Annotated in this window: 23 protein-coding genes; 9 read left to right on the forward strand and 14 right to left on the reverse strand. The window is 64.0% G+C overall.

From position 1 onward, the window contains the following. Positions 1-18 precede the first annotated feature (18 nt). Together ACSBOB_RS21365 and ACSBOB_RS21370 are read right to left on the reverse strand one after the other, a co-directional pair. The gene (locus ACSBOB_RS21365) at positions 19-1,317 is read right to left on the reverse strand and encodes a capsule biosynthesis protein (protein WP_442578088.1); all 1,299 of its coding nucleotides are present in this window, start codon (positions 1,315-1,317) and stop codon (positions 19-21) included. Beyond that, the gene (locus tag ACSBOB_RS21370; RefSeq protein WP_442583789.1) at positions 1,314-2,945 is read right to left on the reverse strand and encodes an LTA synthase family protein; all 1,632 of its coding nucleotides are present in this window, start codon (positions 2,943-2,945) and stop codon (positions 1,314-1,316) included. The genes ACSBOB_RS21365 and ACSBOB_RS21370 overlap by 4 nt, the downstream gene beginning before the upstream one ends. Positions 2,946-3,121: 176 nt before the next feature. Here ACSBOB_RS21370 and ACSBOB_RS21375 point away from each other — a divergent pair, with 176 nt between their 5' ends. Then, entirely contained in the window at positions 3,122-3,940 is an 819-nt protein-coding gene (locus ACSBOB_RS21375) for an SDR family NAD(P)-dependent oxidoreductase (protein WP_442578089.1), read from the forward strand. A gap of 8 nt (positions 3,941-3,948) precedes the next feature. Here ACSBOB_RS21375 and rbsK read toward each other — a convergent pair whose 3' ends face one another. From rbsK to ACSBOB_RS21400, 5 genes are all read right to left on the reverse strand, one after another. Further along, a complete protein-coding gene (gene rbsK / locus ACSBOB_RS21380; protein WP_442578090.1) occupies positions 3,949-4,875 on the reverse strand; it encodes a ribokinase in 927 nt (308 codons plus the stop codon). A gap of 4 nt (positions 4,876-4,879) precedes the next feature. Continuing rightward, positions 4,880-5,332, reverse strand: a complete 453-nt coding sequence (locus tag ACSBOB_RS21385) for an RbsD/FucU family protein (protein ID WP_442578091.1) — start codon at positions 5,330-5,332, stop codon at positions 4,880-4,882. A gap of 58 nt (positions 5,333-5,390) precedes the next feature. Beyond that, positions 5,391-6,440: an ABC transporter ATP-binding protein gene (locus tag ACSBOB_RS21390; protein WP_442578092.1), complete on the reverse strand. Its 1,050-nt coding sequence runs from the start codon at positions 6,438-6,440 to the stop codon at positions 5,391-5,393. Between the two features lie 136 nt (positions 6,441-6,576). Beyond that, positions 6,577-6,870, reverse strand: a complete 294-nt coding sequence (locus tag ACSBOB_RS21395; protein WP_442578093.1) for a type II toxin-antitoxin system RelE/ParE family toxin — start codon at positions 6,868-6,870, stop codon at positions 6,577-6,579. Further along, complete coding sequence (locus tag ACSBOB_RS21400; protein WP_442578094.1) at positions 6,858-7,130, reverse strand: CopG family ribbon-helix-helix protein; 273 nt, start codon at positions 7,128-7,130, stop codon at positions 6,858-6,860. The genes ACSBOB_RS21395 and ACSBOB_RS21400 overlap by 13 nt, the downstream gene beginning before the upstream one ends. 307 nt (positions 7,131-7,437) lie before the next feature. On the opposite strand from ACSBOB_RS21400, the gene ACSBOB_RS21405 reads away from it, so the two are divergent. The 5 genes from ACSBOB_RS21405 (at position 7,438) to ACSBOB_RS21425 (ending at position 13,391) form a co-directional block, all read left to right on the forward strand. Beyond that, positions 7,438-9,084 (forward strand): ABC transporter substrate-binding protein, encoded by a 1,647-nt coding sequence (locus ACSBOB_RS21405; RefSeq protein ID WP_442578095.1) that lies wholly within the window; start codon positions 7,438-7,440, stop codon positions 9,082-9,084. Positions 9,085-9,285: 201 nt separating this feature from the next. Next, positions 9,286-10,305 (forward strand): carbohydrate ABC transporter permease, encoded by a 1,020-nt coding sequence (locus tag ACSBOB_RS21410; protein ID WP_442583790.1) that lies wholly within the window; start codon positions 9,286-9,288, stop codon positions 10,303-10,305. Positions 10,306-10,312: 7 nt separating this feature from the next. Continuing rightward, entirely contained in the window at positions 10,313-11,230 is a 918-nt protein-coding gene (locus ACSBOB_RS21415; RefSeq protein WP_442578096.1) for a carbohydrate ABC transporter permease, read from the forward strand. A 15-nt stretch (positions 11,231-11,245) separates the two neighbouring features. Next, positions 11,246-11,788, forward strand: coding sequence for a hypothetical protein (locus tag ACSBOB_RS21420; protein WP_442578097.1), 543 nt, complete (start codon positions 11,246-11,248; stop codon positions 11,786-11,788). A gap of 241 nt (positions 11,789-12,029) precedes the next feature. Further along, the gene (locus ACSBOB_RS21425; RefSeq protein WP_442578098.1) at positions 12,030-13,391 is read left to right on the forward strand and encodes a protoporphyrinogen/coproporphyrinogen oxidase; all 1,362 of its coding nucleotides are present in this window, start codon (positions 12,030-12,032) and stop codon (positions 13,389-13,391) included. 31 nt (positions 13,392-13,422) lie between these two features. Here ACSBOB_RS21425 and ACSBOB_RS21430 read toward each other — a convergent pair whose 3' ends face one another. Genes ACSBOB_RS21430 through ACSBOB_RS21450 form a run of 5 tightly spaced genes read right to left on the reverse strand, consistent with a single transcriptional unit; the run spans position 13,423 to position 18,105 of the window. Continuing rightward, complete coding sequence (locus tag ACSBOB_RS21430; protein ID WP_442578099.1) at positions 13,423-14,166, reverse strand: creatininase family protein; 744 nt, start codon at positions 14,164-14,166, stop codon at positions 13,423-13,425. A 3-nt stretch (positions 14,167-14,169) separates the two neighbouring features. Then, on the reverse strand, positions 14,170-14,724 hold the full coding sequence (locus ACSBOB_RS21435) for an SIS domain-containing protein (RefSeq protein WP_442578100.1): 555 nt from the start codon (positions 14,722-14,724) through the stop codon (positions 14,170-14,172). Continuing rightward, positions 14,721-16,214: an FGGY-family carbohydrate kinase gene (locus tag ACSBOB_RS21440; protein ID WP_442578101.1), complete on the reverse strand. Its 1,494-nt coding sequence runs from the start codon at positions 16,212-16,214 to the stop codon at positions 14,721-14,723. Before ACSBOB_RS21440 ends, ACSBOB_RS21435 begins: the two co-directional genes overlap by 4 nt. Continuing rightward, positions 16,211-17,344: a M42 family metallopeptidase gene (locus ACSBOB_RS21445; protein ID WP_442578102.1), complete on the reverse strand. Its 1,134-nt coding sequence runs from the start codon at positions 17,342-17,344 to the stop codon at positions 16,211-16,213. Before ACSBOB_RS21445 ends, ACSBOB_RS21440 begins: the two co-directional genes overlap by 4 nt. After that, entirely contained in the window at positions 17,344-18,105 is a 762-nt protein-coding gene (locus ACSBOB_RS21450) for a BtpA/SgcQ family protein (protein WP_442583791.1), read from the reverse strand. Before ACSBOB_RS21450 ends, ACSBOB_RS21445 begins: the two co-directional genes overlap by 1 nt. Positions 18,106-18,286: 181 nt before the next feature. Here ACSBOB_RS21450 and ACSBOB_RS21455 point away from each other — a divergent pair, with 181 nt between their 5' ends. The 3 genes from ACSBOB_RS21455 to ACSBOB_RS21465 all read left to right on the forward strand — a co-directional run bounded on the left by ACSBOB_RS21455 (position 18,287) and on the right by ACSBOB_RS21465 (position 20,536). Beyond that, entirely contained in the window at positions 18,287-19,309 is a 1,023-nt protein-coding gene (locus tag ACSBOB_RS21455; protein WP_442578103.1) for an aldo/keto reductase, read from the forward strand. A 139-nt stretch (positions 19,310-19,448) separates the two neighbouring features. Continuing rightward, the gene (locus tag ACSBOB_RS21460) at positions 19,449-20,270 is read left to right on the forward strand and encodes an alpha/beta hydrolase (RefSeq protein WP_442578104.1); all 822 of its coding nucleotides are present in this window, start codon (positions 19,449-19,451) and stop codon (positions 20,268-20,270) included. 29 nt (positions 20,271-20,299) lie between these two features. Further along, on the forward strand, positions 20,300-20,536 hold the full coding sequence (locus ACSBOB_RS21465; protein WP_442578105.1) for an Lrp/AsnC family transcriptional regulator: 237 nt from the start codon (positions 20,300-20,302) through the stop codon (positions 20,534-20,536). Positions 20,537-20,546: 10 nt separating this feature from the next. Here ACSBOB_RS21465 and ACSBOB_RS21470 read toward each other — a convergent pair whose 3' ends face one another. After that, entirely contained in the window at positions 20,547-21,338 is a 792-nt protein-coding gene (locus tag ACSBOB_RS21470) for a heme ABC transporter permease (protein WP_442578106.1), read from the reverse strand. Between the two features lie 90 nt (positions 21,339-21,428). Then, positions 21,429-23,207, reverse strand: a complete 1,779-nt coding sequence (locus ACSBOB_RS21475) for a glucan ABC transporter ATP-binding protein/ permease (protein WP_442578107.1) — start codon at positions 23,205-23,207, stop codon at positions 21,429-21,431. Between the last annotated feature and the right edge of the window lie 12 nt (positions 23,208-23,219).

Raw genomic sequence — 23,219 nt, forward strand, 5'->3', positions numbered from 1 at the left:
CCGGCGGTCCGCCATCCCTCAGAAATGATCCTTGTCTGGACGGGTGCGCGGCGGCTTGTCGACGAAGCCGCCCGGTTCGTTGACCGTATTCCGGTGCAGGCGTTCGGCGATCCCCGCCGCCGCGGCCTCGACGCCGGCCTCTGAATAGAAATTGCCGCGCACATGCAAGGTCGCCGCGACGAGGCGCACGAAGGCCTCGACCAGTTTCAGGTCCGGCGCTTTCGGCTCGAGCCAGAAGCTGTCGAGCGGCTGGTCGTCGGTCATGCCGGGAATGTCATAGATCGCAAGCCCCAGCGTCTTCACCGGAACGCCGCGCTGCAGCCCGACCATGGCGGCGGTGGAATTGATCGTCACGACGCCAGCCGAGGCAGCGACAATGCGGTTGAGGTTGCCGCCGTCGATGAAGTGGACACGGTCGGCGACGCCGTGGCGCTTCGCGTGGCTGTCGATTTCCTCGGGCCAGACGATGAGCCCGTTGTCGAGCGGGTGGACCTTGATCAACAGGCGGGCGTTCGGGCTGGCATGTTCGGCGAAGGAACTGATGACCACCTTGATCGCGGTGCGCTGGCTGCGGAAGACCGAATAGCTGCGGATCTGGTAGTCCGTCTCCAGTTGCAGCGGCATCACGAAAAAGGGATCGGCGCCGTCCACGACCCTGGCGATCGTTTCTTCGGCCTCCCGGGCGCGCCGCTTACCGCCGAGCAGCCGGCCGATCCATCCGTAGTATTCGGCCAGCGGGTGGAAGATCGCATGCCAGCGGTAGTGCGGGAAAAAGAACCAGGCAAAGACGTTCGGCAGGTTGAACATCAGATCGTAGAGGGCGTCCGACACGAATGTCTGGCTGTAGTGTGCGCGCAGGTCCGGTTCGGGAAGATCGGCCGCGGCGCGCAGGATCGCCGCCGGATCGGCGGGAAAATGCGAATGGTGGCCGCTGCCGCCCTTCTCGATCCGGATCCAGTCCGGCCGGAGGTAGCCCATCTCGACGGCATAGACCGGAATGCCCCGCGCCTTCGCGGCCGAGATCGCGACGAGATGATGCGGACGCTCCTCGCCGAGCAGCACGATGCCGGTCACCCGCTCGCGGTCCATCAGGGCTGCGACGAAGGCCGGCCAATGGTCGAGATGGCCGCGATAGTTGACCGCGCCCGGGCGCCGCCAGAACACCCAGTCGCCCGCGCAGAGATTGACGCGGATGCAGCGGTGGCCGAGCCGCTGCAGATTGTCGGCGATCCGCGCGAACAGAGGCGAGGACGGTCCTTGCAGGAACAGGAACGTCTGCGGCGGCGAAGCGGCCTCGCCCGGCATTTCCGCCGTCACCGCGCCGCCCCGGCGCCGGACGCGGTCGCGCCAAACCAGCCGTCCAAGCCCGCGTGCCGCACCAGATCTGCGATGATGCGCCACGGAGCCTTCTCGGCAGGCACGGCGGCGGGCCGGGTGCCTGTGGCGGCCCGCCCCATCGGGACGATGAGATATTCCGTCCGCGGATCGGAGAACGGGTCGGCGAAGGATTTCAGGATCGGCGCGTGATCGCCGTAGAAGGCCAGCCAGACCGGCCGGTCCATGCGGTCGAGTTCGTCTGCGAGATGGCCGAGGGCGGTATCGGAACGTTCGAGGATGCCGAGATAGATCTCAAGCGGATCGATGCTGCCGCCATGGCGACCCGGACGCCAGGGACCGTGATTTTCCATCGACGCCGCGAACAGGAACTGGCCCGTTCGTCCGCCATCGTCCCGGCAGCAGTCGAGCACCCGCTTCGACAGCGCGAGGTCGGAGACGTAGGGTCCTTCATGCTCCAGATCGTGGTCGAAGGCGTCGAGCATGGTGAGCGCATCAAATCCGAGCAGAGGCAAGGCCCGGTCCCGCGAGAAGAAGTGGCGATCATAAGGATGGATGAAGTGCGTCGACCATCCCGCCCTGCGAAAACGATTGGGCCAGGACACATCCGCATAAGGCGCCACGCGCAGATAGGGATGGGCGGCGTCGGGCCCGAGATCGGCGGGCGGCAGGCCTGATATCACCGAGAACTCGGTGCGAAGCGTGTAGCCGCCCTCGAAGATGCTCGACATGCGCCCCCATTCGGCGGAGCGCAGCCGCAGCCGGTCGAGATTGGGCAGCGACAGCGACCCGATGCCGAAATGGCGCATGTCCATGAAGGATTCGGACTGCCAGACGACGACCAGCGGCTTGCCGTCCGCCGTGGTCGACAGGTTCTCGCGGTCGCCGCCGATGACCGCCGCGGGCAAGGTCGCACGTTGCGGCCGGCGGCCAAGCCAGGCGAGGAAGGAGCAGACGACCGAGGCAAAGGTTCCCAGCCGCACCGTCAGCACCTTGATGTCGTCCTTTCCGACGACCGACGCTGCGATTTCCGCCAGGGCTTGCCGGACATGCCGCTGCAGCGGCAGCAGCCACGGCGTCGCTGCCGCCAGCACCATCAGCGCGACCAGCCAAGGGCGGCCGGACGGCGGAAGAACCGACGGCTCGAAGATCATGAACAGCGCCGAGGCACCGAACACATAACCCAGCGCCACGACCCAGAAGACGACGTTCAGCCAGCTCGCGTAGAACATCTCCTTGTGCCGGAAGACCAGCATCACCAACGCGATGTCGGAGAACACCAGCGGCTCGCGGATGAACTCGTATTTGGCGCGCGAGATCAGCGTGAAGATGGCGAAGGTGCTGACGGTGCCCGCCGCCGCGTAGAGCGGCCGCCACGAGATGGCGAAGAAGAAGGCGAAGATCACCGCCACGACCGTCGCCCGCGTGAGGATATCGGCAAGCCGATTCGAGCGAGCGAGCGGACGGTTTGCCTTGCGCACATTCGCCGGCATGGCGAAGCGGTCGACGACGAGCGTTACGGCGAAAGCGGCGGCGAACATCGCAGCCACCAGCGCCAGAGGGTGCCCGAAAGGTGCCAAACTCAAGCCATTCCCCGTCACGGTTCCGATTCTTGCGATCGGAACCTGCTACTGTCTGAACGGTCGAACCCCCTCCGGTATTGCCGCCGGCGCGCGGTGTTCGCAATTTTTCGGCAGCAAATCAAGGGAGCGCCGTTCAACTTCGGCTACGACTGATGCGCCCCGAATTGTTGCGGCGCAAGCACCATGCTAACCACGAACGGATCATGGCGCATGTCATCATAACCGGCGGGTCGAGCGGCATCGGGGCGGCGCTGGCACAAGCCTGCGCGGCGCGCGGCGACGACGTCTCGCTGATCGCGCGAACCGCGCCTGCCCTGCAAGAAATGCGAGGCACGCTGGAGGCCGCTTTCGGGAAGAATGGCCGCCGTTTTCACGCGGAGACGGCCGATGTCGGCGATGCCGCCGCGGCCGCCGGGGCGATCGCCGGTTGCGAAGGCGCGCTCGGCCCTTGCGACATCCTGATCACCTCCGCCGGCATCGTCATTCCCGGCCGTTTCGAGGACGCGCCGCCGGACGCCTTCGAGGGCCAAATCCGCACCAACCTGTTCGGCACGGTCAACGCTGTGCGGGGCGTCTATGCCGGCATGCAGGCGCGGCGACGCGGAAAAATCCTGATGCTCGGCTCCGGCGCCGGGCTGATCGGCATCTTTGGCTACACCGCTTATTGCGCCTCGAAATACGCCGTCGCCGGCTTTGCCGAGGCGCTGCGCGCCGAAGCCCGGCCCCACGGTATCACCGTCTCCATCTGCTTTCCGCCCGACACCGAGACGCCGCAGCTTGCCGCCGAGCGTCCGCTGCGTCCGCACGAGGCACAGGCCGCCATCGGGGCCGGCGGCCTGTGGCCGGCGCCGGCGGTGGCGCGGGTGGCGCTGGCGGGGCTCGATCGCGGCCAGTTTGCCATCTATCCGGGCATGCAGATGAAAATGCTCGGCATGTTCGGCTCTGTGGCCATGCCGTTCCTGCGCCCCTGGTTCGACCGCAAGATCGCCGCGGCGCGACGAGCACCGCCTAACGGTCGTTGACACGCGGGTCAGCGCGCCAGAAGCTTTTCGACTTCGGCCAGCGTCGGCATCGACGGCGCAGTACCCGGCCGCGTCACCGAAATCCCCGCGACGGCGCAAGCGAATCGCACCGCGTTGACCGGATCGAGTCCGCGCGACAGCCCAACAGCGAAGCCGCCGTTGAAAGCGTCCCCTGCCCCGGTCGTCTCGACGACGGGTCCGGCTGAGACGGCCGGGACAAGTTCAGAAACCTTGCCGTCGTGAAGCAGGGCTCCCCTTTCGCCAAGCGTGATCAGAGCAGCACCAGCGCCTTTTTCCAGAAAGACCGCTGCCGCCCGCCGTGCATCGTCGACGGTCTCGACCTTGATGCCGGTCAGTTCCTCGGTTTCGGTCTCGTTGGGCGTGACATAGTCACAAAGCGCAAAGATCGTGTCGGGCAGGCTTGCCGCCGGCGCCGGATTGAGGATGGTCGTCACTCCCGCGCCCTTGGCGATCTCAAGCGCGTGGATCGCCGCGTCGATCGGCTGTTCGAGTTGCGTGACGAACACGCCCGCCGACCGGATGAGATCGGCGTTCCGGTCGATGTCGGCGGGCGAGATCAGCATCGCCGCACCTGGCGAAACGATGATGGCGTTGTTGCCCGTTCCTTCCTCGATGAAGATGTAGGCCGCGCCGGTGTAGCTTTCCGGCGTCTCGATGACAGCGGGTTTCACGCCCGCCTCTTTCCAGGTCGCCATCGCCATGTCGGCGAACGGATCGCGGCCGAGCCGTGTGATGAAGGTCACGTCACCGCCCAACCGCCCGGCCGCCACGGCCTGGTTCGAGCCTTTTCCGCCGGGGCCAAGTTTGAAATCGTTGCCGAGGATCGTCTCGCCCATACGCGGCTGGCGGGCGGCGCGATAGGCCGTGTCGGCGACAAAGACGCCGAGGATGACGATCGGCTTGCCACCTGTCATGGCGTCACACCGCATCCGGCGGGACGACGCCCTTGCGGAAAGCAAAACAGCCGTAGAAACGGCGCTCGCCGGTCTGGATCACGCAATAGGCCTGTTTCGCGCGCTCGTAGAAGGCGTAGCGCTCGACTGAGATCATCGGCCAGGATTTTCCTTCGGCGGCATCGATGACCTTCTGCACTTCCTGCTGGACGACCGGCACCTCGTCCGGCTTGCCAACGACCTCCATGCGCGCCGCCGCGTCGTCGACGAACGTGTCCAGAGGATAGACCGACAGCACCGCCTTCGCCACCTCTGCCGCGCTGGCATCGATGCGCAGCAGCCTGCCGAGCCGCGTCTGCCGGGCGACCGAGTCCGATGGAAAATTGGTGTCGGCGATGATCAAATCGTCGCCATGGCCCATCGCCCTCAAGGCCTGGAGCACATCGGCGTTGAGCAGCGGGTTTATTCCCTTGAGCATTCAGATTCCTCCCGAATTCGTCACGGCGGCGTGCGCTTTTTGCGGACCGGACTGATGGTTAAAGACGCTTGCCGGTCGCCGGATCGAACAGATGCACGGCCTCGGCGCGCGGACGCAGGGTCAGCGTGTCTCCCGGCTTGAAATTGTGCCGTTCACGGAACAGCGCCACAAGTTCGCCCGCGCCGAAGCGCAGGAACACCATCGTCTCCGAACCGGTGGGCTCGACCACCTTGATGGCGGCCGGGAATCCGTCCGCGGCGAGTTCGAGGTGCTCCGGCCTGACGCCGTAGAGCACGTCGCGGCCCTCGGACACTTGCACGCTGGCCGGAACAGGCAACTTTATACCCTCGACCTCCACCGCGCCGCCGGACATCCTGCCTTTCAGGATGTTCATGGACGGCGAGCCGATGAAACCCGCGACGAAGACGTTGGCGGGCCGGTCGAAGAGTTCGAGCGGCGAGCCCATCTGCTCGATGCGGCCGGCCTGCATGACGACGATCGTGTCGGCCATGGTCATGGCCTCGACCTGATCATGGGTGACGTAGATGGTCGTGGTCTTCAGCCGCTGGTGCAGTTCCTTGATCTCGGTGCGCATCTGCACGCGCAGTTTCGCGTCGAGATTGGACAGCGGCTCGTCGAACAGGAAAACCTGCGGATCGCGCACGATGGCGCGCCCCATGGCGACGCGCTGCCGCTGGCCTCCGGAAAGCTGGCGGGGGTAGCGCTGGAGATAAGGAGTGAGATCAAGGATTTCCGCGGCTTTGTTCACCCGTTCCGCGATCACCGCGGGGCTGGTCTTGCGCAGTTTCAGGGCGAAGGCCATGTTCTGCGCCACGGTCTTGTGCGGATAAAGCGCGTAGTTCTGGAACACCATGGCGATGTCGCGCTTGGCCGGCGGCAGGTTGGTCACCTCGCGGTCGCCGATGGCGATGCTGCCGCCGCTGACGCTTTCCAGCCCGGCCACCATACGCAGCAGGGTCGATTTTCCGCAACCGGAAGGCCCGACCAGCACCACGAATGACCCATCGGCGATATCGACGCTGACCTCATGCAGCACCTTGACCGCGCCGAAGGCCTTCGAAACGTTGCCAATCGCTACCTGCGCCATCGCTTCCCCGCGTATAGCTCGCTATTTTCGCGGCGAAGCTAACCAACGGGCGGCGGCAAGTCCATGGCGAAACGATTGCTAGGGTCGGCCGGGCATTGCTCGCTCAGGCAGAGAGCTTGCCTTCCAGGTCTTGGCTTCAATAGTCCGCCTCCTTTTGATGCCGGAAGGCCAGCACATAGACGGCATCATCCGCCCGTTCGTGAGCATAGAGGGCGACATAGCCGGAATCGCCGAAGCTTATTAGGAGTTCGCGCAACTCGGGATTTTCGGGATAAGGTCGGCCAATGTCAGGCATCGTCCGCAACACGTGGAAACGCCGCTCGATCACTTCGGCGGCGCGACCGGCCGCGTGGGGGTTCTTGGATGCCAGGAAACGTCGACATCGCTCCAATCCTCGAGTCGCCCCTTCGGTTATGACTATTCGTGGCACTCAGGCACCGGAGTCTCGTGTTCCGTGCCCCAAGTCCGAAGCCACCGACTAACCTCCTCGCCGGTCAGATGCCGTCCCGTTTCCTTATATTCCGCCCAAGACGCCAAAGCCTCCTGTTTGAAACTCTCGCGCGTTTCTTCGCGCTCGACATATTGCCGGATCGCCTCACGCATGACCCAATGAGCCGAGCGCTGCTTCTGGCTGGCAACTTGCTGCACGCGCGTCTTCAGTTCATCATCGATCTTGACCGAAGCAGCCATCGGAATGCCTCCACGCCTCAAGGTATTACCTTTTAATACCACGTTTCGGTTCTGTCGATGGGGCGTTCGCGGTGGCAATGTTTTGCGTCGTTTCAACTGGCCGGACCAGACGTCCGCCAGTCCGTTGACAGCACAGCGACTTCCGAGAATAGTGGCGAGCGTCTTGCACGCATGAAACAACTATGCGCCGATGAACGGGTGGGCCGCGGCTCGCTTGCTTCTTTCGGATCGGGGGAACGACCAAGCGACACGCAAGCGGCCGGCAGGCCGAAACCAGTTTTACAGCACATGTCCGGGAGGAAATGACATGAAGGTTAGTCTCTACAACCAAATGCTTCGCATGGGCGCGACACGCCGCGACGTGCTGAAGGGCGCAGCCAGCATGGCGGCTGTCGCCGCCGCCTCTTCGGCGGGCCTTGGCGCGCTGACGGGCGAGGCTCTGGCGGACGACGCATTGCGCGCCGAAATCCTGAAGATACCGGGCGTCGGCAAAGGCTCGCCCACCGATGCCGACTGGCAGAAGGTCGGCGAGCTCTGCCTCGGAGCCACCAAGGCCAACGTTGGGGAAGGCGAGTTCGCCGGTGTCGAGCTTACCTTCATGGGGCTGAACAACCAAAACCTGCACAACTTCCTGTTTCGCGGCTTCCTGAAGCCGTGGGAAGCCTATACCGGCGCCAAGATCAACTGGATCGACCTCGCCCAGGCCGACTACAATGCCCGCCTGCAGCAGTCGATCGCCACCGGCACCGTCGACTTCGACATCATCGAGATGGGCGCGCCGTTCGAGGGCGACACAGCCGGCAAGGGCCTGCTCGACGAGATGCCCGAATGGGTCGCGACGCAGATCGAGGCCGACGACCTCGTGAACTACCTCAAGGCCCCGGTCGGCACCTGGGACGGCAAGACCTATCGCATCACCATCGACGGCGACTGCCACACCTTTGCGTACCGCAAGGACTATTTCGGCGACGGCTCGCTCAGCGGTATGGCGGAGGTGCCCCGGCACTGGGAAGATTTTCCGGCATTGGCGGCCGCTCTGCAGGGCAAGACGGATCCGCTCACCGGCGCACCGGCGTATGGCTTCCTCGATCCGCTGAAGTACCAGTGGGGCGGCTTCGGCTTCTACTTCCTCGGCGACCGCGCCTCCGCCTATGCCAAGCACCCCGACGACCGGGCCTGGCTGTTCGACCCGGACACCATGAAGCCGCGCATCAACAACCCGGCCTGGGTGCAGGCGATCCAGGATGTGCTCGACCTGGTCAAGGCCAACGCCTATCCGCCGGATCAGCTCAACGCCGACCCGAACGCCACCGCGTTCTCGCAGTTCCTCGGCGGCACCGGCACGGCCCTCTGCTGGTGGGGCGACGTCGGCTCCAACGCACGCACCTCCGATACTTCCGTGGTGGGCGACGTGGTCGGATTCTCGATCAATCCTGGCGCAAAGCGCGTCTACAATGCCAAGACGAGCGCCTGGGAGGAGAAGGAGAATTTCGCTCCGAACATGGCCTATCTCGGATGGGGCATCTACGTGACCAGCCGCGTCTCCGCCGACGAGAAGAAGCGCAAGGCAGCGTGGTCTGCCGCCGCGCATCTGGGCGGCAAGGACATCTCGCTGTGGACTTCGGCCTATCCGTCGGGCTTCCAGCCCTACCGCAACTCGCACTTCAAGTACGAGGAGTGGGAAGCCGCGGGCTACGACCGCGCCTTCGTCGAGGACTATCTCGGCTCGAACCTCGACAGCTACAATCATCCGAACGCGGCCATCGAGCCGCGCATCCCCGGCATCTTCCAGTACTACTCGATTGCCGAGGACGAGTTGGTGAAGGGCGTCAACGGCCAGTATCCATCCGCTCAGGCGACCGCCGACGCCATCGCGGCAGCTTGGGAGAAGATCACCGACCAGATCGGCCGCGAGAGCCAGATCAAGCTCTACAAGGCTTCGCTCGGCATGTAACCTGGCCGAAAGGCCTGAATATCGTCCCGGCGGCACTGCCGCCGGGCTTTTTTTGACCGGCAAGCCGGGATAGGCTTCCTCTTATCCGCCCCCTGGAACGACCGCGTGTCCGAACAAGCCACGGCCATTGCCCAGAACAGTTCGCTCGGCGCCGCGCTCGACACCATCGCGCCTGGCCGCAGGCGGCTGGGTCGTGCCATCATGGCCCTCGCCACGGCCGGGCTTGCCCTCGTCGCGCTCATCCAGATCCTCTACGCAGCCGGCACCATCGGCTTTGGTTTCTCGACCTGGCGGCCGCTGCTTTACGCCTACATCCTGTGGGGCGTTGCACTCGGCGCCGGCCAGGTGCTGACGCGCGGCGAGCAAGGCCATCGCGCGCTCTTCCTGCTGCCCGCCGTGCTGTTCACCGTGGCCATGGTGGTATTCCCAACGCTGTTCGGCTTCTACATCGCCACGCTCGACTGGAACCTCAGCGGCACGCCGAAATTCAACGGACTCGACAATTTCTGGCAGATGCTGCGCGACCCGTTCTACAGCAACGCGCTGCTCAACATGGTCTTCTACGTGCTGGCCGTGTTCGTCGAATACGTCATCGCCTTCGGCCTGGCGCTGTTGCTCAACGCCCAGATCCGCGCCCGCAAATTCTTCCGTGTCGTCTTCCTGCTGCCGCTGATGCTGTCGCCGGTTGCGGTGTCGTGGATGATCGGCAAGTCGCTGATGGAATACCGTTTCGGCCCGGCCGCCACGCTGGCCAGAAAACTCGGCTGGGAAAACCCGGCCTTCTTCGCCAGTCCGTGGACGGCGAAGATCTCGATCATGCTGCTGGACGCCTGGACCTTCATCCCCTTCCTGATGATCATGCTGCTCGCCGGCCTGCAGGCGATGCCGCGCGACGTGCTCGAAGCCGCCAAGGTCGACGGCGCCACCGCCTGGCAGACGTTCTGGGGCGTCACCTTTCCGCTGATGCTGCCGGTGTCGGTGACGGCGCTCATCCTGCGCATCATCTTCAAGCTGAAGCTCGCCGACATCGTCATCACCGTGACGTCCGGCGGGCCTGGCGGGGCGACCGACACGGTCACCAGCTTCATCTTCCGCGAGTACCGGGATCGCTCGAACGTCGGCTACGGCACCATGCTCGCCATGGTCTATCTCGTCATCATCATCGTGTTCGTGACGCTGCTGCTGAAGCTCGCGAACCGCTTCGTGCGCAACGTCACTTGAGGCCGCGATGACCGCCGAAGCCATCGAACACGCCCCTTCAGAAGTCCGCTCGCCGGCCGCCTTCTTCACCAGCCGCGTCTTCATCTACGGCGCGCTGATCTTCTGGGCGTTCATCTGCCTTTTTCCGATCTACTGGACCATCACGACCTCGTTCAAGACGGCGCCGGACGTCACCCAGGGACGCTTGATCCCATGGGTCGACTTCATGCCGGATTGGCGCGGCTGGCGGTCGCTCGGCCTGTCGCCGGATACGATCGGCGCGACATCCACCGTGCGCGACGAGTTCATGAAGCGTTTCTTCAATTCGCTGGTCACCTCGATCGGCGCCTCGGCGCTGGCGATCGTCATCGGCAGCCTCTGCGCATACGGGCTGACCCGCTTCCGCTACAAGTTCCTGTGGATGAAGAACGAGGACATTTCCTTCTTCTTCCTGTCGCAGCTGATCCTGCCGCCCGTCGTGCTCGCCCTGCCCTTCCTTGCGCTCTACAAGGGGCTCAACCTGCTCGACACGCGCATCGGCCTGATCCTGCTCTACACGCTGATGGTGCTGCCGATCGTCATCTGGATCATGCGCGACCAGTTCAATTCGATCCCGATCGAACTGGAGGAGGCGGCCCTCGTCGACGGGCTTTCGGTGTGGGGTGCGTTCTTCCAGATCGTGCTGCCCATCGCTTTGCCCGGCATGGTCGCCGCCTTCATCCTGTCGATGGTGCTGTGCTGGAACGAATATTTCTTCGCCGCCCTGCTCACCTCCACCAACGCCAACACCATCCCCGTCATGGTCGCCAGCCAGACCGGCTCGCAGGGAATAAACTGGTGGTCGATGGCCGCGCTGTCCACCGCCGCGATCGCCCCGCTAGCGATCATCGGCGTGTTCCTGGAACGTTATCTCATCAAGGGCATGACGGCGGGAGCGGTGAAATAGCGCCAGGGCGGCACCTTGCCGTTCGTTAACCATTGTCTGGGATCATTGGCCGGTTGCAACACCTCGTCTTCGCCAATGATGGTCAACAGCTCAACATCAGGCGCCACGGCTTTCAGCGCAAGAGCAGCAGCAGCCGGCACCAACCGCTATGCGGCGGCATTGCAGATTCTCGGCGTCGAAGCGGGCGCTTCTTCCAGCACGGCAGGCATATTCGATAGCAACGGCATATCTTCCGGACTCGGCAAGGCGTTGGAATCGGTCACGGACGAACTCGATTTCGCCCAGCAAATGATCCGGCGCGAACCGGGGGTAATCGACGGTAGTACATGGGAGCCGCTGTCGAATGCCATTCGCGCCAACCGGGCGAAATTTCCGCCCGGCGAGTTCACCATCAGTTTCAAGTGGGCTGACGGCGCCTCGGTGTCGGAGACGTTCCCGGGGATGGAGCCGGCCAGCATGTCCGTCGTCTCGGTCGACATAGCCAGCATTTCGCGTGAAGGCCGGCAGAGCGCGACGACGATAGTCTCGGCGCAGATGCTCTATGCCGAGTGGCATTAGGCGATCCGCCGTCACCAGTGAGGATATCTGGGGGCGGGAAACTTCGACCCCCCATCTTTCGGTAAAATTCCGGCAATTCTCATACAAAATATGCAATCTTCATAATACAACATTGCGATGACTCGCCTCTAACGGCGACAATACTTGTGCCCGGTCGAATTCGAATGTCCTCATAGAGGGTTACTTAAACACCCGCTGATAGTCTACCCGATGTCGAGGTTGTGACCTTGGGGGAGACGCCATGAAGCCGATCGCCATCATCGGTGCGGGGATCGCCGGACTGACGGCGGCAGACGATCTGCGGCGCAGGGGCTTTCCCGTCATCATCTTCGAGGCCGGCGGCAGCATCGGCGGCATGGCGTCCTCGTTCAAGGACGCCGAAGGTTTCAGCTACGATTTCGGTGCGCATTTCGTGAACAACCGCCTGGCGCAGGCACTCGGCGCAGCCGCCATCTGCCGCACCGTCGAATATTACGGGGAATCCGTCCATCTCTGCGGCAGGACCTATGGCTACCCGTTCGGGCTGATGCGCTCACCACGTTTTGTGCGCAGCGCAATTACCTCGCGGCTGCGAGGCGGCGAAGTAAACAACGCAGCCGATTGGTTCCGCCAATCCTATGGCGACGCGCTCGCGGAAGAAGTCGCCATCCCGCTCGCCGAGGCGTGGTCCGGCGCGCCTGCCGACCAGCTTTCCGCCGCCGTTGGCGACAAGATGGCGCATGGCGGACTGAAATCGCTTTACCTGAAGGCGGCGTCACGGCTCACCGGACGAGCCGTCTGCAACGGCTATGCGCACGAACTGCCGGAAAACGCCGGTGTCTATCACGTCTACCCCGAGGGCGGCGTGGCCCGGCTGCTGGAACCGACCGCATTGCGCGTCGCGCCGCTGATCCGGCTGGGCTCGCCCGTCGAAAGCATCGTGGTCGACGACGAGCGGGTCGTGGCCATGGTGGTGCATGGCAAGGAGATCGCGGTCTCAGCGGCCGTCTGCACCGCGCCCGTCCACATCCTGCCGAAACTGGTGAAGGGCACGCGCGCGCTCGACCATCTTGCGGCCTTCCGCTACCGGCCCATGATCTTCGTCAATCTGCGTTTTAGCGGCCGCAACCTTTTGCCCGACACAATGGTCTGGGTGCCGGACCGCAAGATGCCGTTCTTCCGGCTTACCGAAGCGCCGATCTCGATGCCGTGGCTCGCGCCCGAAGGCAAGACGCAGATCACCTTCGACATTGGCGCCGAGGTCGGCGACCCGCATTGGACGATGCCGGAGGACAAGCTCGCCGACCTCTGTCTCGACGGCATCTGCGAGATGTTCCCCGGCCTGCGTGGCAAGTATCTCAGCGCCGGCGGCATATTGAGGACGCCGGTCGCCTACCCCGTCTACCTCAGGCAATACGAGTCGCATCGACAGGCGTTTTCCCGATCGACGGGCGTGCAAGGGCTCTACAGCATCGGCCGCAACGGCGAGTTCGCGCATCTGCTGATGGAAGATGTCTATGTGCGCACGCTGAAGCGGACCGCGGCGCTGGCTGCTTCGATGGAAGCCCCGCCTTCCGGCGAATTCGGTTCGCCGCAAGCGGGACCTGGCACAATGGCAGCGTGATATTGCTCGGATAGTTTGCGCGGCCAGAAGATCAGCGCCGCAACATTTTTCGCAATCGATCCAGGATCATCACCACGCCTTTGGCGCCCAATTCGGCAGTAGCATCCTTAGCGCTCGCCGTGTACCAGCCCTTGTTCTCACCGACCTTTGCCATATCAACGGCTTCCGGGCAAAGCGCCATCATCAGCGATGTCTCGCCCTCGCCGGCGTGGTCGAACGGGAATTTCCCGAACATTTCGGGCCCCATGAGAGAATGCACTTGCACCCAGTTGAACGGGTTCGCGCCGGCCGCGTGGTCGGCGTAATAATTGGCCGAGGCCTCGTCGCCCCACCAGCCCTCGCCGTGTTCCTTCTCGAGGAAGCGGAAGATCGCCTGTCGCCCGGCCGTCTTGAAGGCCAGGTCGGTCGGCATCCCAGCCGCGAAATTCTCGGTCTGGTGATGAATGATGGCGTGGATGTTGCGAAAGCCGATCCTGAGCAGCGAGAAGAATAGGTCTTCGCCGAACGCCGCCAGCGCCTTGCCGCCGACCTGCACGGAACCGTTGCCTTCCGGTTTCTCCACCGCATAACTCGCCGCGCCATAGTAGAAAGGCGGCAGGATGGCGATCGGCATCTCCTTTTCGATGAGATCGAGCGTCCTGGTGACGGCCAGCGTGTCCATGCCGACCGCCATGTGCTCGCCATGGTATTCGAGCACGCCGAGCGGCAATGCCACCGGCCAGTTTTCGGCGATCGCCTGCCGGATCTGGTGCGGCAGCATCAGTTCGTAGCGCATAGGCTACTCCATATTGGTGTGACGCGCCCGCATCTCTTCCGGCGATGCGTTCACCAGCGCCTTCAGCTTCAGCACCATCACCTCGAACAGCACGAACAGCGCACCCTCGAAGGCCGAGCCCATCGGCAGTGCGGAAGTCTTCGCCGCGCCCTGGTCGCTGGCCATGGTTTGCGCCGGGATGAGCAGCGTCACGTCGGCCAGCTTCGCCGCGCTGCCTCGCGGCTCGGCGGTGAGCAGGATCACCCTGGCGCGGGCATCCTTCGCCACCTTCATCAGCGTCAGGATCGTCGTCGTCTCGCCCGGGCCGGACGATGTGAGGAACACGTCGCCCTGCCCCAGCGGCGGCATGGTCATGTCGCCGACGATGCCGACCGGCATGCCGAGATGGAACAGGCGCATGGCAAAACCGCGCATCTGCAGACCTTCGCGCCCGAGCCCATGCGTGCCGATTTGCCTGGCATGCGCCAGCATCTTGCACACGTCATCGACGCGCGCCTCGTCCACGCGCCCGAGCACAGCGCCCAGTTCATCCAGCGCGGTCTGGAAAAGCGTGGTCATGACAACTCCGCCATCAGGTCCCTGGTCTGGCCATAGATGCGTTTGAAAATCGAATACTGTTTTTCATAGACCTCGCGGAATTTTCCGCGCGGCGCGACGCGGCGCGCCGTCGGGTTCCAAGCGCCGATGTCGCCCTTCCTCACCGCGCCGATTGCCAGCGCGGCCAGAAAGGCGTCGCCATAGCTCGCGCCAAAAGACCGCTCGCGCACCGTCTGCGGCATGCCGGAAACGTCCGAGGTCGCCTGGATCCAGACGGGGTTCTTGGTGCCGCCGCCAACCGCCAGCAGCGTCTTCGGCGCCTCGCCGATCTCGCGATAGGTCTCAAAAATGCGGTTGGTGCCGTAGGCGATGCCTTCCACCGCCGCGCGGTAGAGGTCGCCGCGATTGTGCGTCAAGTTCAGCCCGAAGATCACGCCCTTGGCGTGCGAATCGTGGATCGGCGTGCGCTCGCCCGACAGATGCGGCAGCATGATCACGCCGTTGGCGCCGGGCGGCGATTTTTCCGCCTCCTGCGTCAGTGTCCGGAAGGCGCCCTCGAACGGCAGGTCCCTGGCGAACTGGTCGCGGAACCAGTGGGTCAGCGTGCCGCTGGTCGCCAGCCCCGACATCGAGGCGTGCTCGCCAGGAAACAGCCAGGGCGCGTACCACAGCCGCCCATCCTGGATGCGTTTCGATGACAGCATGATGATGAAGATGGTCGAGCCGTACATCACCATCATGTCGCCGGCTTTTGTCACGCCGACGCTGAGCGCCTCGGCCGCCGCATCGATGGTGCCGGCGATCACCGGCGTTCCCGCCGCCAACCCCGTCTCCCGCGCCGCCTTGCGGGTCACCTGCCCGGCGATATCGGTGGTCCACAGCACTTTCGGCAGCCGGTCGAGTTCGATGATGTCTGGCGCGAGTGCGGCGCTCCAGCCCTTCACGTCGATCTCATAGAGCGGAGAAAAATTCGCCGCCGAATAGTGGTCGACCACACATTCGCCGGTCAGTTTTTGAACCAGATAGGTGGTCGAGGTGACGACTTTCGCCGCCTTGTCATAGAGTTCCCTGCGGTTCTTCTTCAGCCAGAGAATCTTCGGGCCGACCGATTGCGTGGTCAGCGCGTTGCCGCAGCGGTCGAGGATTTTTGTCGCGCCGATTTGTGCCGTCAGTTCCTCGATCTCGGCCACGGCGCGGTTGTCTACGCCATACAATGCGGCGTTCGACAGTGCCTCGCCCTCCGCATCCACCGGCAGCATGCAGGGGCCGATGGCGCTTGTCCCGATCGCCTTGATCGCCTTCGGGTCGACGCCGCTCTCGGCAAGCATCTTTTTCGAGATGAAGCAGAAATCGCCCCACCAGTCCTGTTTCGGCCGGTGTTCCGCCCAACCCGGCTGCGGCACCAGCATCTTGTGCGGCCGGGCCGCCGTGGCAACGACATTGCCGGATCCGTCGACGATCGCGCCTTTCGATTCGAAGGTTCCGATGTCGATGCCGAGGGTGTAACTCATCCGACGAAATCGTCCCGGTCGAGGCTGAAATCCTTGTCGATCGCCGAAATCCCCGCCACCAGCAGGCGTGTCAGTTGCTCGAGGTCGCCGAGATCCATCACCTCCAGAGAGGAGTGCGAGTAGCGCATGGGAAAACCGAGATCGATCGAGGCAACGCCGCCCTCGACAAGTTGGACGTAGGATGAATCGGTCAGTGCCCCGGTATGGGCGCTGCGCTGCAGCGGGATGTTTTCCGTCCGGCTGGCGTTCTCGAACAGCGACACCAGCGCCGGATGCGGGATCGTGCCATTCAGCGTGCCTCGTCCGTGAAAGGAATAGAGGCTGATGCCTGGGCCGCCGCCCATCGTCACATTGCCGCGATAGGCCATGTCAGGCGTATCGGTGGCAAGCAGCAGGTCGAGCTGGATGCAGATGTCGGGTTTCAGCACCTGCGCCGCCGTCAGTGCGCCGCGCAGGTTGAATTCTTCCTGCACGGAGAAGACGAAATGCACGGTCGGCCGCCGCTGTGTGTCAAGGAGTGCGCGTGCGGTCTCGACGATCACCGCACAGCCGGCGCGGTCATCCACTGACGTTCCGGCAATGCGCGTTTCCGACAGCTCGATGACCTGTGGCCGGTAGACGATCGGCGTGCCGATCAGCACGCCGGCGGCCTCGGCCTCGGCGCGGCTTGCAAAGCCGGCGTCGATGTAGAGGTCCATGTAGGAGACGACCTTGTATTTCTCGTCCGGCGTGGTGGCGTGGTGGCTTTTGTTGGCGATCAGGCCGGCGCGGTCCCTGCCCTCGCCGACGCAGATCGTCACCGCCTGCGACGGCAGCGCCCGCTCCGGCACGCCGCCCAGCCGCTCGACGCGGATGAACCCGTCGTTCTCGATCTTGCGCACGACGAAACCGAGCTGGTCCATATGGGTGAACAGCATGACGCTCGGTGCATCGGGCTCGCCCTCCAGCGTGGCGATCAGGTTGCCGAGCCGGTCGGTGCGGGTGGTCATGCCCAGTTTTCGCAGTTCGGCCGCCAGATATCGCCGCACGCGGCCTTCATGGCCGCTGAGGCCGGGGATAAGCATCAGCTCCGTGAGCAGCGTGCGGAGGCGGTCGCGCAGTTCGTCGTTCGATCCGGCCGCCGCAGGCATCAACGGCCCCTTGCCGTGCGGGCCAGCCGCATGAACTCCGCTGCGCGGTCCGGATCGACCGCATTCCAGGTATTGCCGTCTACCTTCAGCGACGAGCCGACGATGACGCCATCGGCGATCTTCAGCACGTCGGCGATGGTCGCGTGCTTGACGCCGGTATTGGCCAGCACCGGCGTGGTCGGCAGCACCTTCTTGACCGCTTCGAGGTCGCTCATGGAAGCCGCCTCGCCGGTGATCTGGCCGGAAACCAGGATCGCGTCCGGAATGCTCGAAAACACCGCCGAACGCGCACGGTCCGGCAGCGAACGCTGGTCGAGCGAGTATGCGAACTCCGCCGAGACGTTGTAGAGCAGCGCAAGGTCGGAGCGGTGCAGCCGGTCGCGATAGCGCATCGCCTTGCCGGCATCGGGCGTCCACGGCCCCATGTCGGAAGCATAGGTGCCGGTGAAAATCTCGCGCACGAAGGCCGCGCCCGTCGCCGCCGCCAGCGCCACCGACGCCATCGGGTCCCACAGCACGTTGACGCCGAACGGCACAGTGATCTTTTCGCGTATTTTTCCGATCACATAGGCCATGGTGGCCGTCGAGGCAGTATCCCCCTGGAACTCGTAGGGCCGGTCGTTCTCGTTGCCGAACATGACGGCGTCGACGCCGGCCTTCTGCAAGGCATCCAGATCCTTGGTTACGCCGTCGATCAGGGCGTCAAGGCCACCCTTGGCGTCATACAGCGGCGAACCCGGCAGCGCGCCGAAATGCACCATCGCGATCACCGGCTTGCCGGCGCCGAAAACGTTCCTGAATTTCTGGGTCACTCTGGCCTCGAAGCGATTGTTCCGGCGCATGCTTAGCAACCGGAAAAATACCTGTCCAACGCTTCCGCGGACTTTTGGTCGTACCAGACAGTTGCTAGTGTCCGCGCCAAATTCGCAGAGGAAACGTCTTATGAGAGTCAGGCATTTCGACCGGATCGGCAATGGTGGTCTGGATTTCACCGAACTCGGCTTCGGCACCGCGCCGCTCGGCAATCTTTATCGCGCCATCTCGGACGACGACGCCAATGCCATCCTGGAAAAGGCCTGGGAGACTGGGGTGCGCTACTACGACACCGCGCCGCTCTACGGGCTCGGCCTCTCCGAAACCCGCGTGAACCGCTTCCTGCGCGGAAAGCACCGAGACGACTATGTTTTGTCGACCAAGGTCGGCCGGCTGCTGCGCGCCTCCAAGCCGGAAGAGCGCACCGGCATCGGCAAATTCTTCGACACGCCATCGCGCCGCGAGGTCTACGACTACAGCCACGATGGCGTCATGCGCTCCTTCGAGTTTTCGCTGGAACGGCTCGGCGTAGATCGCGTCGACATATTGTTCGTGCATGACATCGACATCTTCAACCATGGCAGCAAGGAGGCCGCCCACGCGCGGATCGACGAATTCATGCGCTCCGGCTACGACGCATTGATCTCGCTGCGCGACCAGGGCGTCATCAAGGCGATCGGCGGCGGCATCAACGAGTGGCAGGTCGCCCAGACGCTCGCCGAACGCGGCGACTTCGATCTTTTTCTCCTCGCCGGCCGCTACACGCTGCTTGAACAGGAAGCGCTCGACAGCTTCCTGCCGCTCTGCGAAAAGCGCGGCATCGGCATCGTGCTGGGTGGCCCGTATAACTCCGGCATCCTCGCGACCGGAGCCAAGCCCGGCGCCTACTACAATTACGAGGCAGCGCCGCAGGACATTCTCGACCGTGTCAGCCGCATTGAGGCGGTCTGCAAACGGCATGGCGTGAAACTCATCGAGGCGGCGCTACAATTTCCGCTGTCGCATCCGTCGGTGGCTTCGGTCATTCCCGGCGGCCAGCGCGTCGCCGAGGTCGAAAGCAACCGCGCATTGCTGGATGCGAAGATCCCGGCCTCCCTTTGGTCAGACCTGAAGGCCGAAAAACTGCTTCGCGAGGACGCCCCGTCGAGCTGAAGCCGCATTTTGTCGGACGCTCATGCCGCGACACGGGAAAGTCATTGTTTCCTTCAGGGTTCACGCGCGCCCGGTGCGGCACTTCCCGCTTCCGGCATGGCTTATGGCCATGCCCATAAGCCTTTGAGGAATAATTGAAATGGACACGATCACCGATTGGGACGACGCCTATGCCAACCGCGCCTACATCAAGGATGCGGGGATCATCGTCGACCAATGGCCGGTCGACGCAAAAACCTTTCGCGATGAACTTTCGCAGCAAGGCCGGATGCGCGCCGACGTCGCCTACGGCCCTCATGCGCGCAACCGGCTCGACCTGTTCCTGCCGGAGGGAAAGCCCAAGGGGCTGGCCGTCATCGTCCATGGCGGTTACTGGATGCTGTTTGACGGCAAGGGGTTCTCACATCTGGCAAAAGGCGCGGTCGAACAAGGTTTTGCGGTCGCCGTGCCGACCTATGTGCTCTGCCCGGAAGCGCGCATTTCGGACATAACGAAGCAGATCGGCGATGCCATCTCGGTCGCTGCCGGGGAAGTCGACGGGCCGATCCACTTGACCGGCCATTCCGCGGGCGGGCATCTGGTCTCGCGCATGGTTTCGGCCACGTCGCCGGTCGCGCCCAATCTGTTGTCGCGGCTGCGAAAGACGGTCTCGATTTCCGGCGTCCATGATCTCCGGCCGCTGATAAACACCAAAATGGTCGAGACGCTGAAACTCGATACCGCCGAAGCGGACCGCGAAAGCCCGGCCCTGCTGCGCCCCCTGCCCGAAACGGACATCACCTTCTGGGTCGGCGCCGACGAACGCCCTGAATTCGTGCGCCAGACCACGCTGATGGAGGCGGCATGGGGAAGCGATGCCGTGGTGGAAATCACGATCGAGCCGGCAAAACATCATTTCAGCGTGATCGAAGGGCTGACGGACCACAACCACGCTCTGGTCCGATCGCTGCTGGCCCTGTAAGAAGGGCCGGATAGCCAACCGGAGTTTCCATGCGAGCCGTCTTCGTCCAGCTTCAATGCACACCTGGCAAGACCTATGAGGTCGCCGGCGCGCTCTACGAGCGCGAGGTCGTGTCGGAACTCTATTCAACCAGCGGGGAGTACGACCTGCTGATGAAGATTTATCTCGAGGACGAGATCGACGTCGGCAAATTCATCAACGAAAACATCGCCAATGTGCCCGGCATCGTTCGCTCGCTGACGACCCTAACGTTTACCGCCTTCTGAGCGGGATAGCTTAAGAGGCCGTCCTGACGGCGGCCCCGCGCTCGGCGCGGCGTGCTGCGATCTGGCGCATGGCGGCAACGCGGCGGCGGAAAATCTCGTTGCGCATCGCTATCAGATGCAGTGTGAAGAACAGCACCGTGAAACCGACCGCCATGACGAGCAGCGGCCACAGCATGCTCGAATCGATCGTGGGGCCACCGATCCGCAAGACCGACGCCGGCTGGTGCAGCGTGTTCCACCATTCGACCGAGAACTTGATGATCGGTATATTGATGAAGCCGACCAGCGTGATGATCGCCGCGGCGCGCGCCGATCTCGCGGGATCGTCGAGCGCCCGCGTCAGCGAGATGATGCCGAGATACATCAGGAACAGCACGAAGACCGAGGTCAGCCTGGCGTCCCACACCCACCAGGTGCCCCACATCGGCTTGCCCCAGATCGAGCCCGTGACCAGCGCCAGTGCCGTGAAGACCGCCCCGATCGGCGCCGCAGACTTGAGCGCGACATCGGCCAGCGGGTGGCGCCAGACCAGCGTGCCCAGCGCCGAGACCGCCATCAGCGTATAGCACATCATCGACAGCCAGGCGAACGGCACATGGATGTACATGATGCGCACGGTGATGCCCTGCTGATAATCCTCGGGCGCGGTGAAGGACATATAGAGCCCGACCGCCAGGACAATGGCCGAAACGGCGGCGAACCAGGGGATCAGACGGTCGGCGAGCGACAGGAACCGGGTGGGATTGGCAAGGTCCGCCCACCGTCCGGTCCGGGATATCGTCTGGTCGCGGGTCTCGCTCATGGGACCTACATAAACCGCGCAACGGATCGCCGCAACGCGGCGAAAGGTCGAAGCGGCCGGCCCTGCCGACCGCACGCAACCGTCGCCGGCTCAGGCGGCCTCGTCCTTCACCGAGGAGATGCGGCTCAGGCGGCGGACTTCGTCGTCGGACAGCAGGCCGCCGGCGCGCAGCAGCGCGGCGAAACGGCCGTTGGTGGCCGACAATTCGGCAAAGCCGCCTCTCTCGATCACACGGCCCTTGTCCATGAAGATCACCAGATCGGCGTCGCGGACGGTCGTCAGCCGATGAGCGATGATGAAGGTGGTACGGCCCTTGCGCAGGGCGTCGATGGCGTCCTTGACGCGGGCTTCCGTCTCGACATCCAGCGCGCTGGTCGCCTCGTCGAGCACCAATATGGGGGCGTTCTTGAGGACGGCACGGGCGATCGCCACACGCTGGCGCTCGCCGCCGGAAAGCTGGCCGCCGCGTTCGCCGACGCGGGTATCGTAACCCTCGCTCTTGGCGAGGATGAACTCCTGCGCGGCGGCGGCCTCGGCGGCGGCATGGATCTCGACATTGCGCGCACTCTCGCGGCCAATGCGGATGTTGTCCTCGATCGAGCGATTGAACAGCCCGGCGTCCTGGAAAACGGCTGCAATGGACTGGCGCAGCGAATGCTTGGTGACGGTCCGGATATCGATGCCGTCGATCAGGATGCGGCCTTCCTTCGGCGTATGGACGCGCTGCAGCAGGTTGATCAGCGTCGTCTTGCCGGCCCCGGTGGGGCCGACGATCGCCACCGTCTGGCCGGCCTTGACCTCAAAGGAGACATCCTCGACCCCCTCGCCCGTGTCCGTGAAGGAGAAGCTGACGTCCTCGAAGCGCACCTGGCCTTCGACATTCGGCAGTTCGGCGAGCCCCTCCGGTTCAGCAGCAAGGGTAGCGGCCTCCTCGAGATCGTAGAACGCCTCGAGCTTGGCGCGCGCCTCGAAGATCTGGTTTGCGAAGGCGGACAACTGGTCGAGCCGGCTGATCAGAAGCGTGGCGAAGCCGGTGAAGGCGACGATATCGCCGATGCGCAACTGGCCGCTCTGCACCAGCAGCGCGCCGATCAGCAGCACGACCATCATCGAGACGGTGGAGGCGAGGCGATGCATGGCGCTGGCCAGCGCCCACCAGTCGAGCACGGGGAACTGCGCGTCCAACAGGCGGCGCGTGTAGGTGCGTAAGGCTTCTGTCTCCTGCGAAACACGGTTGTAGCTCTGCAGCACCGAGACGTTGCTGACCGTGTCGGTCACATGCGAGACAACTTCGTGGAAATGGCCTTCGACTCGGGCCTGGCCGTCCTTGGTCTTGCGCATGACCAGACGGCCGATGAAAAGATAGAGCGCGCCGAGCATGAGCAGGACGCCCGACATGCGCAGATCCATCGACATGGCGGTGGGAATGAGCAGAAGCAGCGCGACCGCGGTCGACAGGTGCGTGCGCATGAATTCCAGCCAGAGGCTGAACAGCGTCTCGACGGCGCGCAGCAAAGTGTGAAGCGCGTTGGAGGTGCCGCGCTTCTGGTGCCAAGAGAGAGGCATCGAGATGACACGCTCGAAGGATTCGCATAGCACGGAAACGCGACGCGCATGGGCAAGCCGGTCCGCGCCACGGGCGACGAGCACAAAGGCAACGATGTTGAATGCGCCCAAGCCGGCCCACAGCGCCAGCGAATCGATGAGGTCGTCCTTCTCGGCGATCGCGTCGATGATTTGGCCGAACAGCACAGGTTCGGCGATGGTGACGATGCCGAGACCGACATTGGCAGCGCAGATCAGCGCGACCTTCTGCTTTTCCGCTGCTAGGTAACGGAGCGCCCGCCAATAGACTTCAAGCAAAGTCACGCGAATACCTCA

The organism is Mesorhizobium sp. KACC 23794 (assembly GCF_052180275.1).
In the GTDB taxonomy this organism is placed as follows: domain Bacteria; phylum Pseudomonadota; class Alphaproteobacteria; order Rhizobiales; family Rhizobiaceae; genus Kumtagia.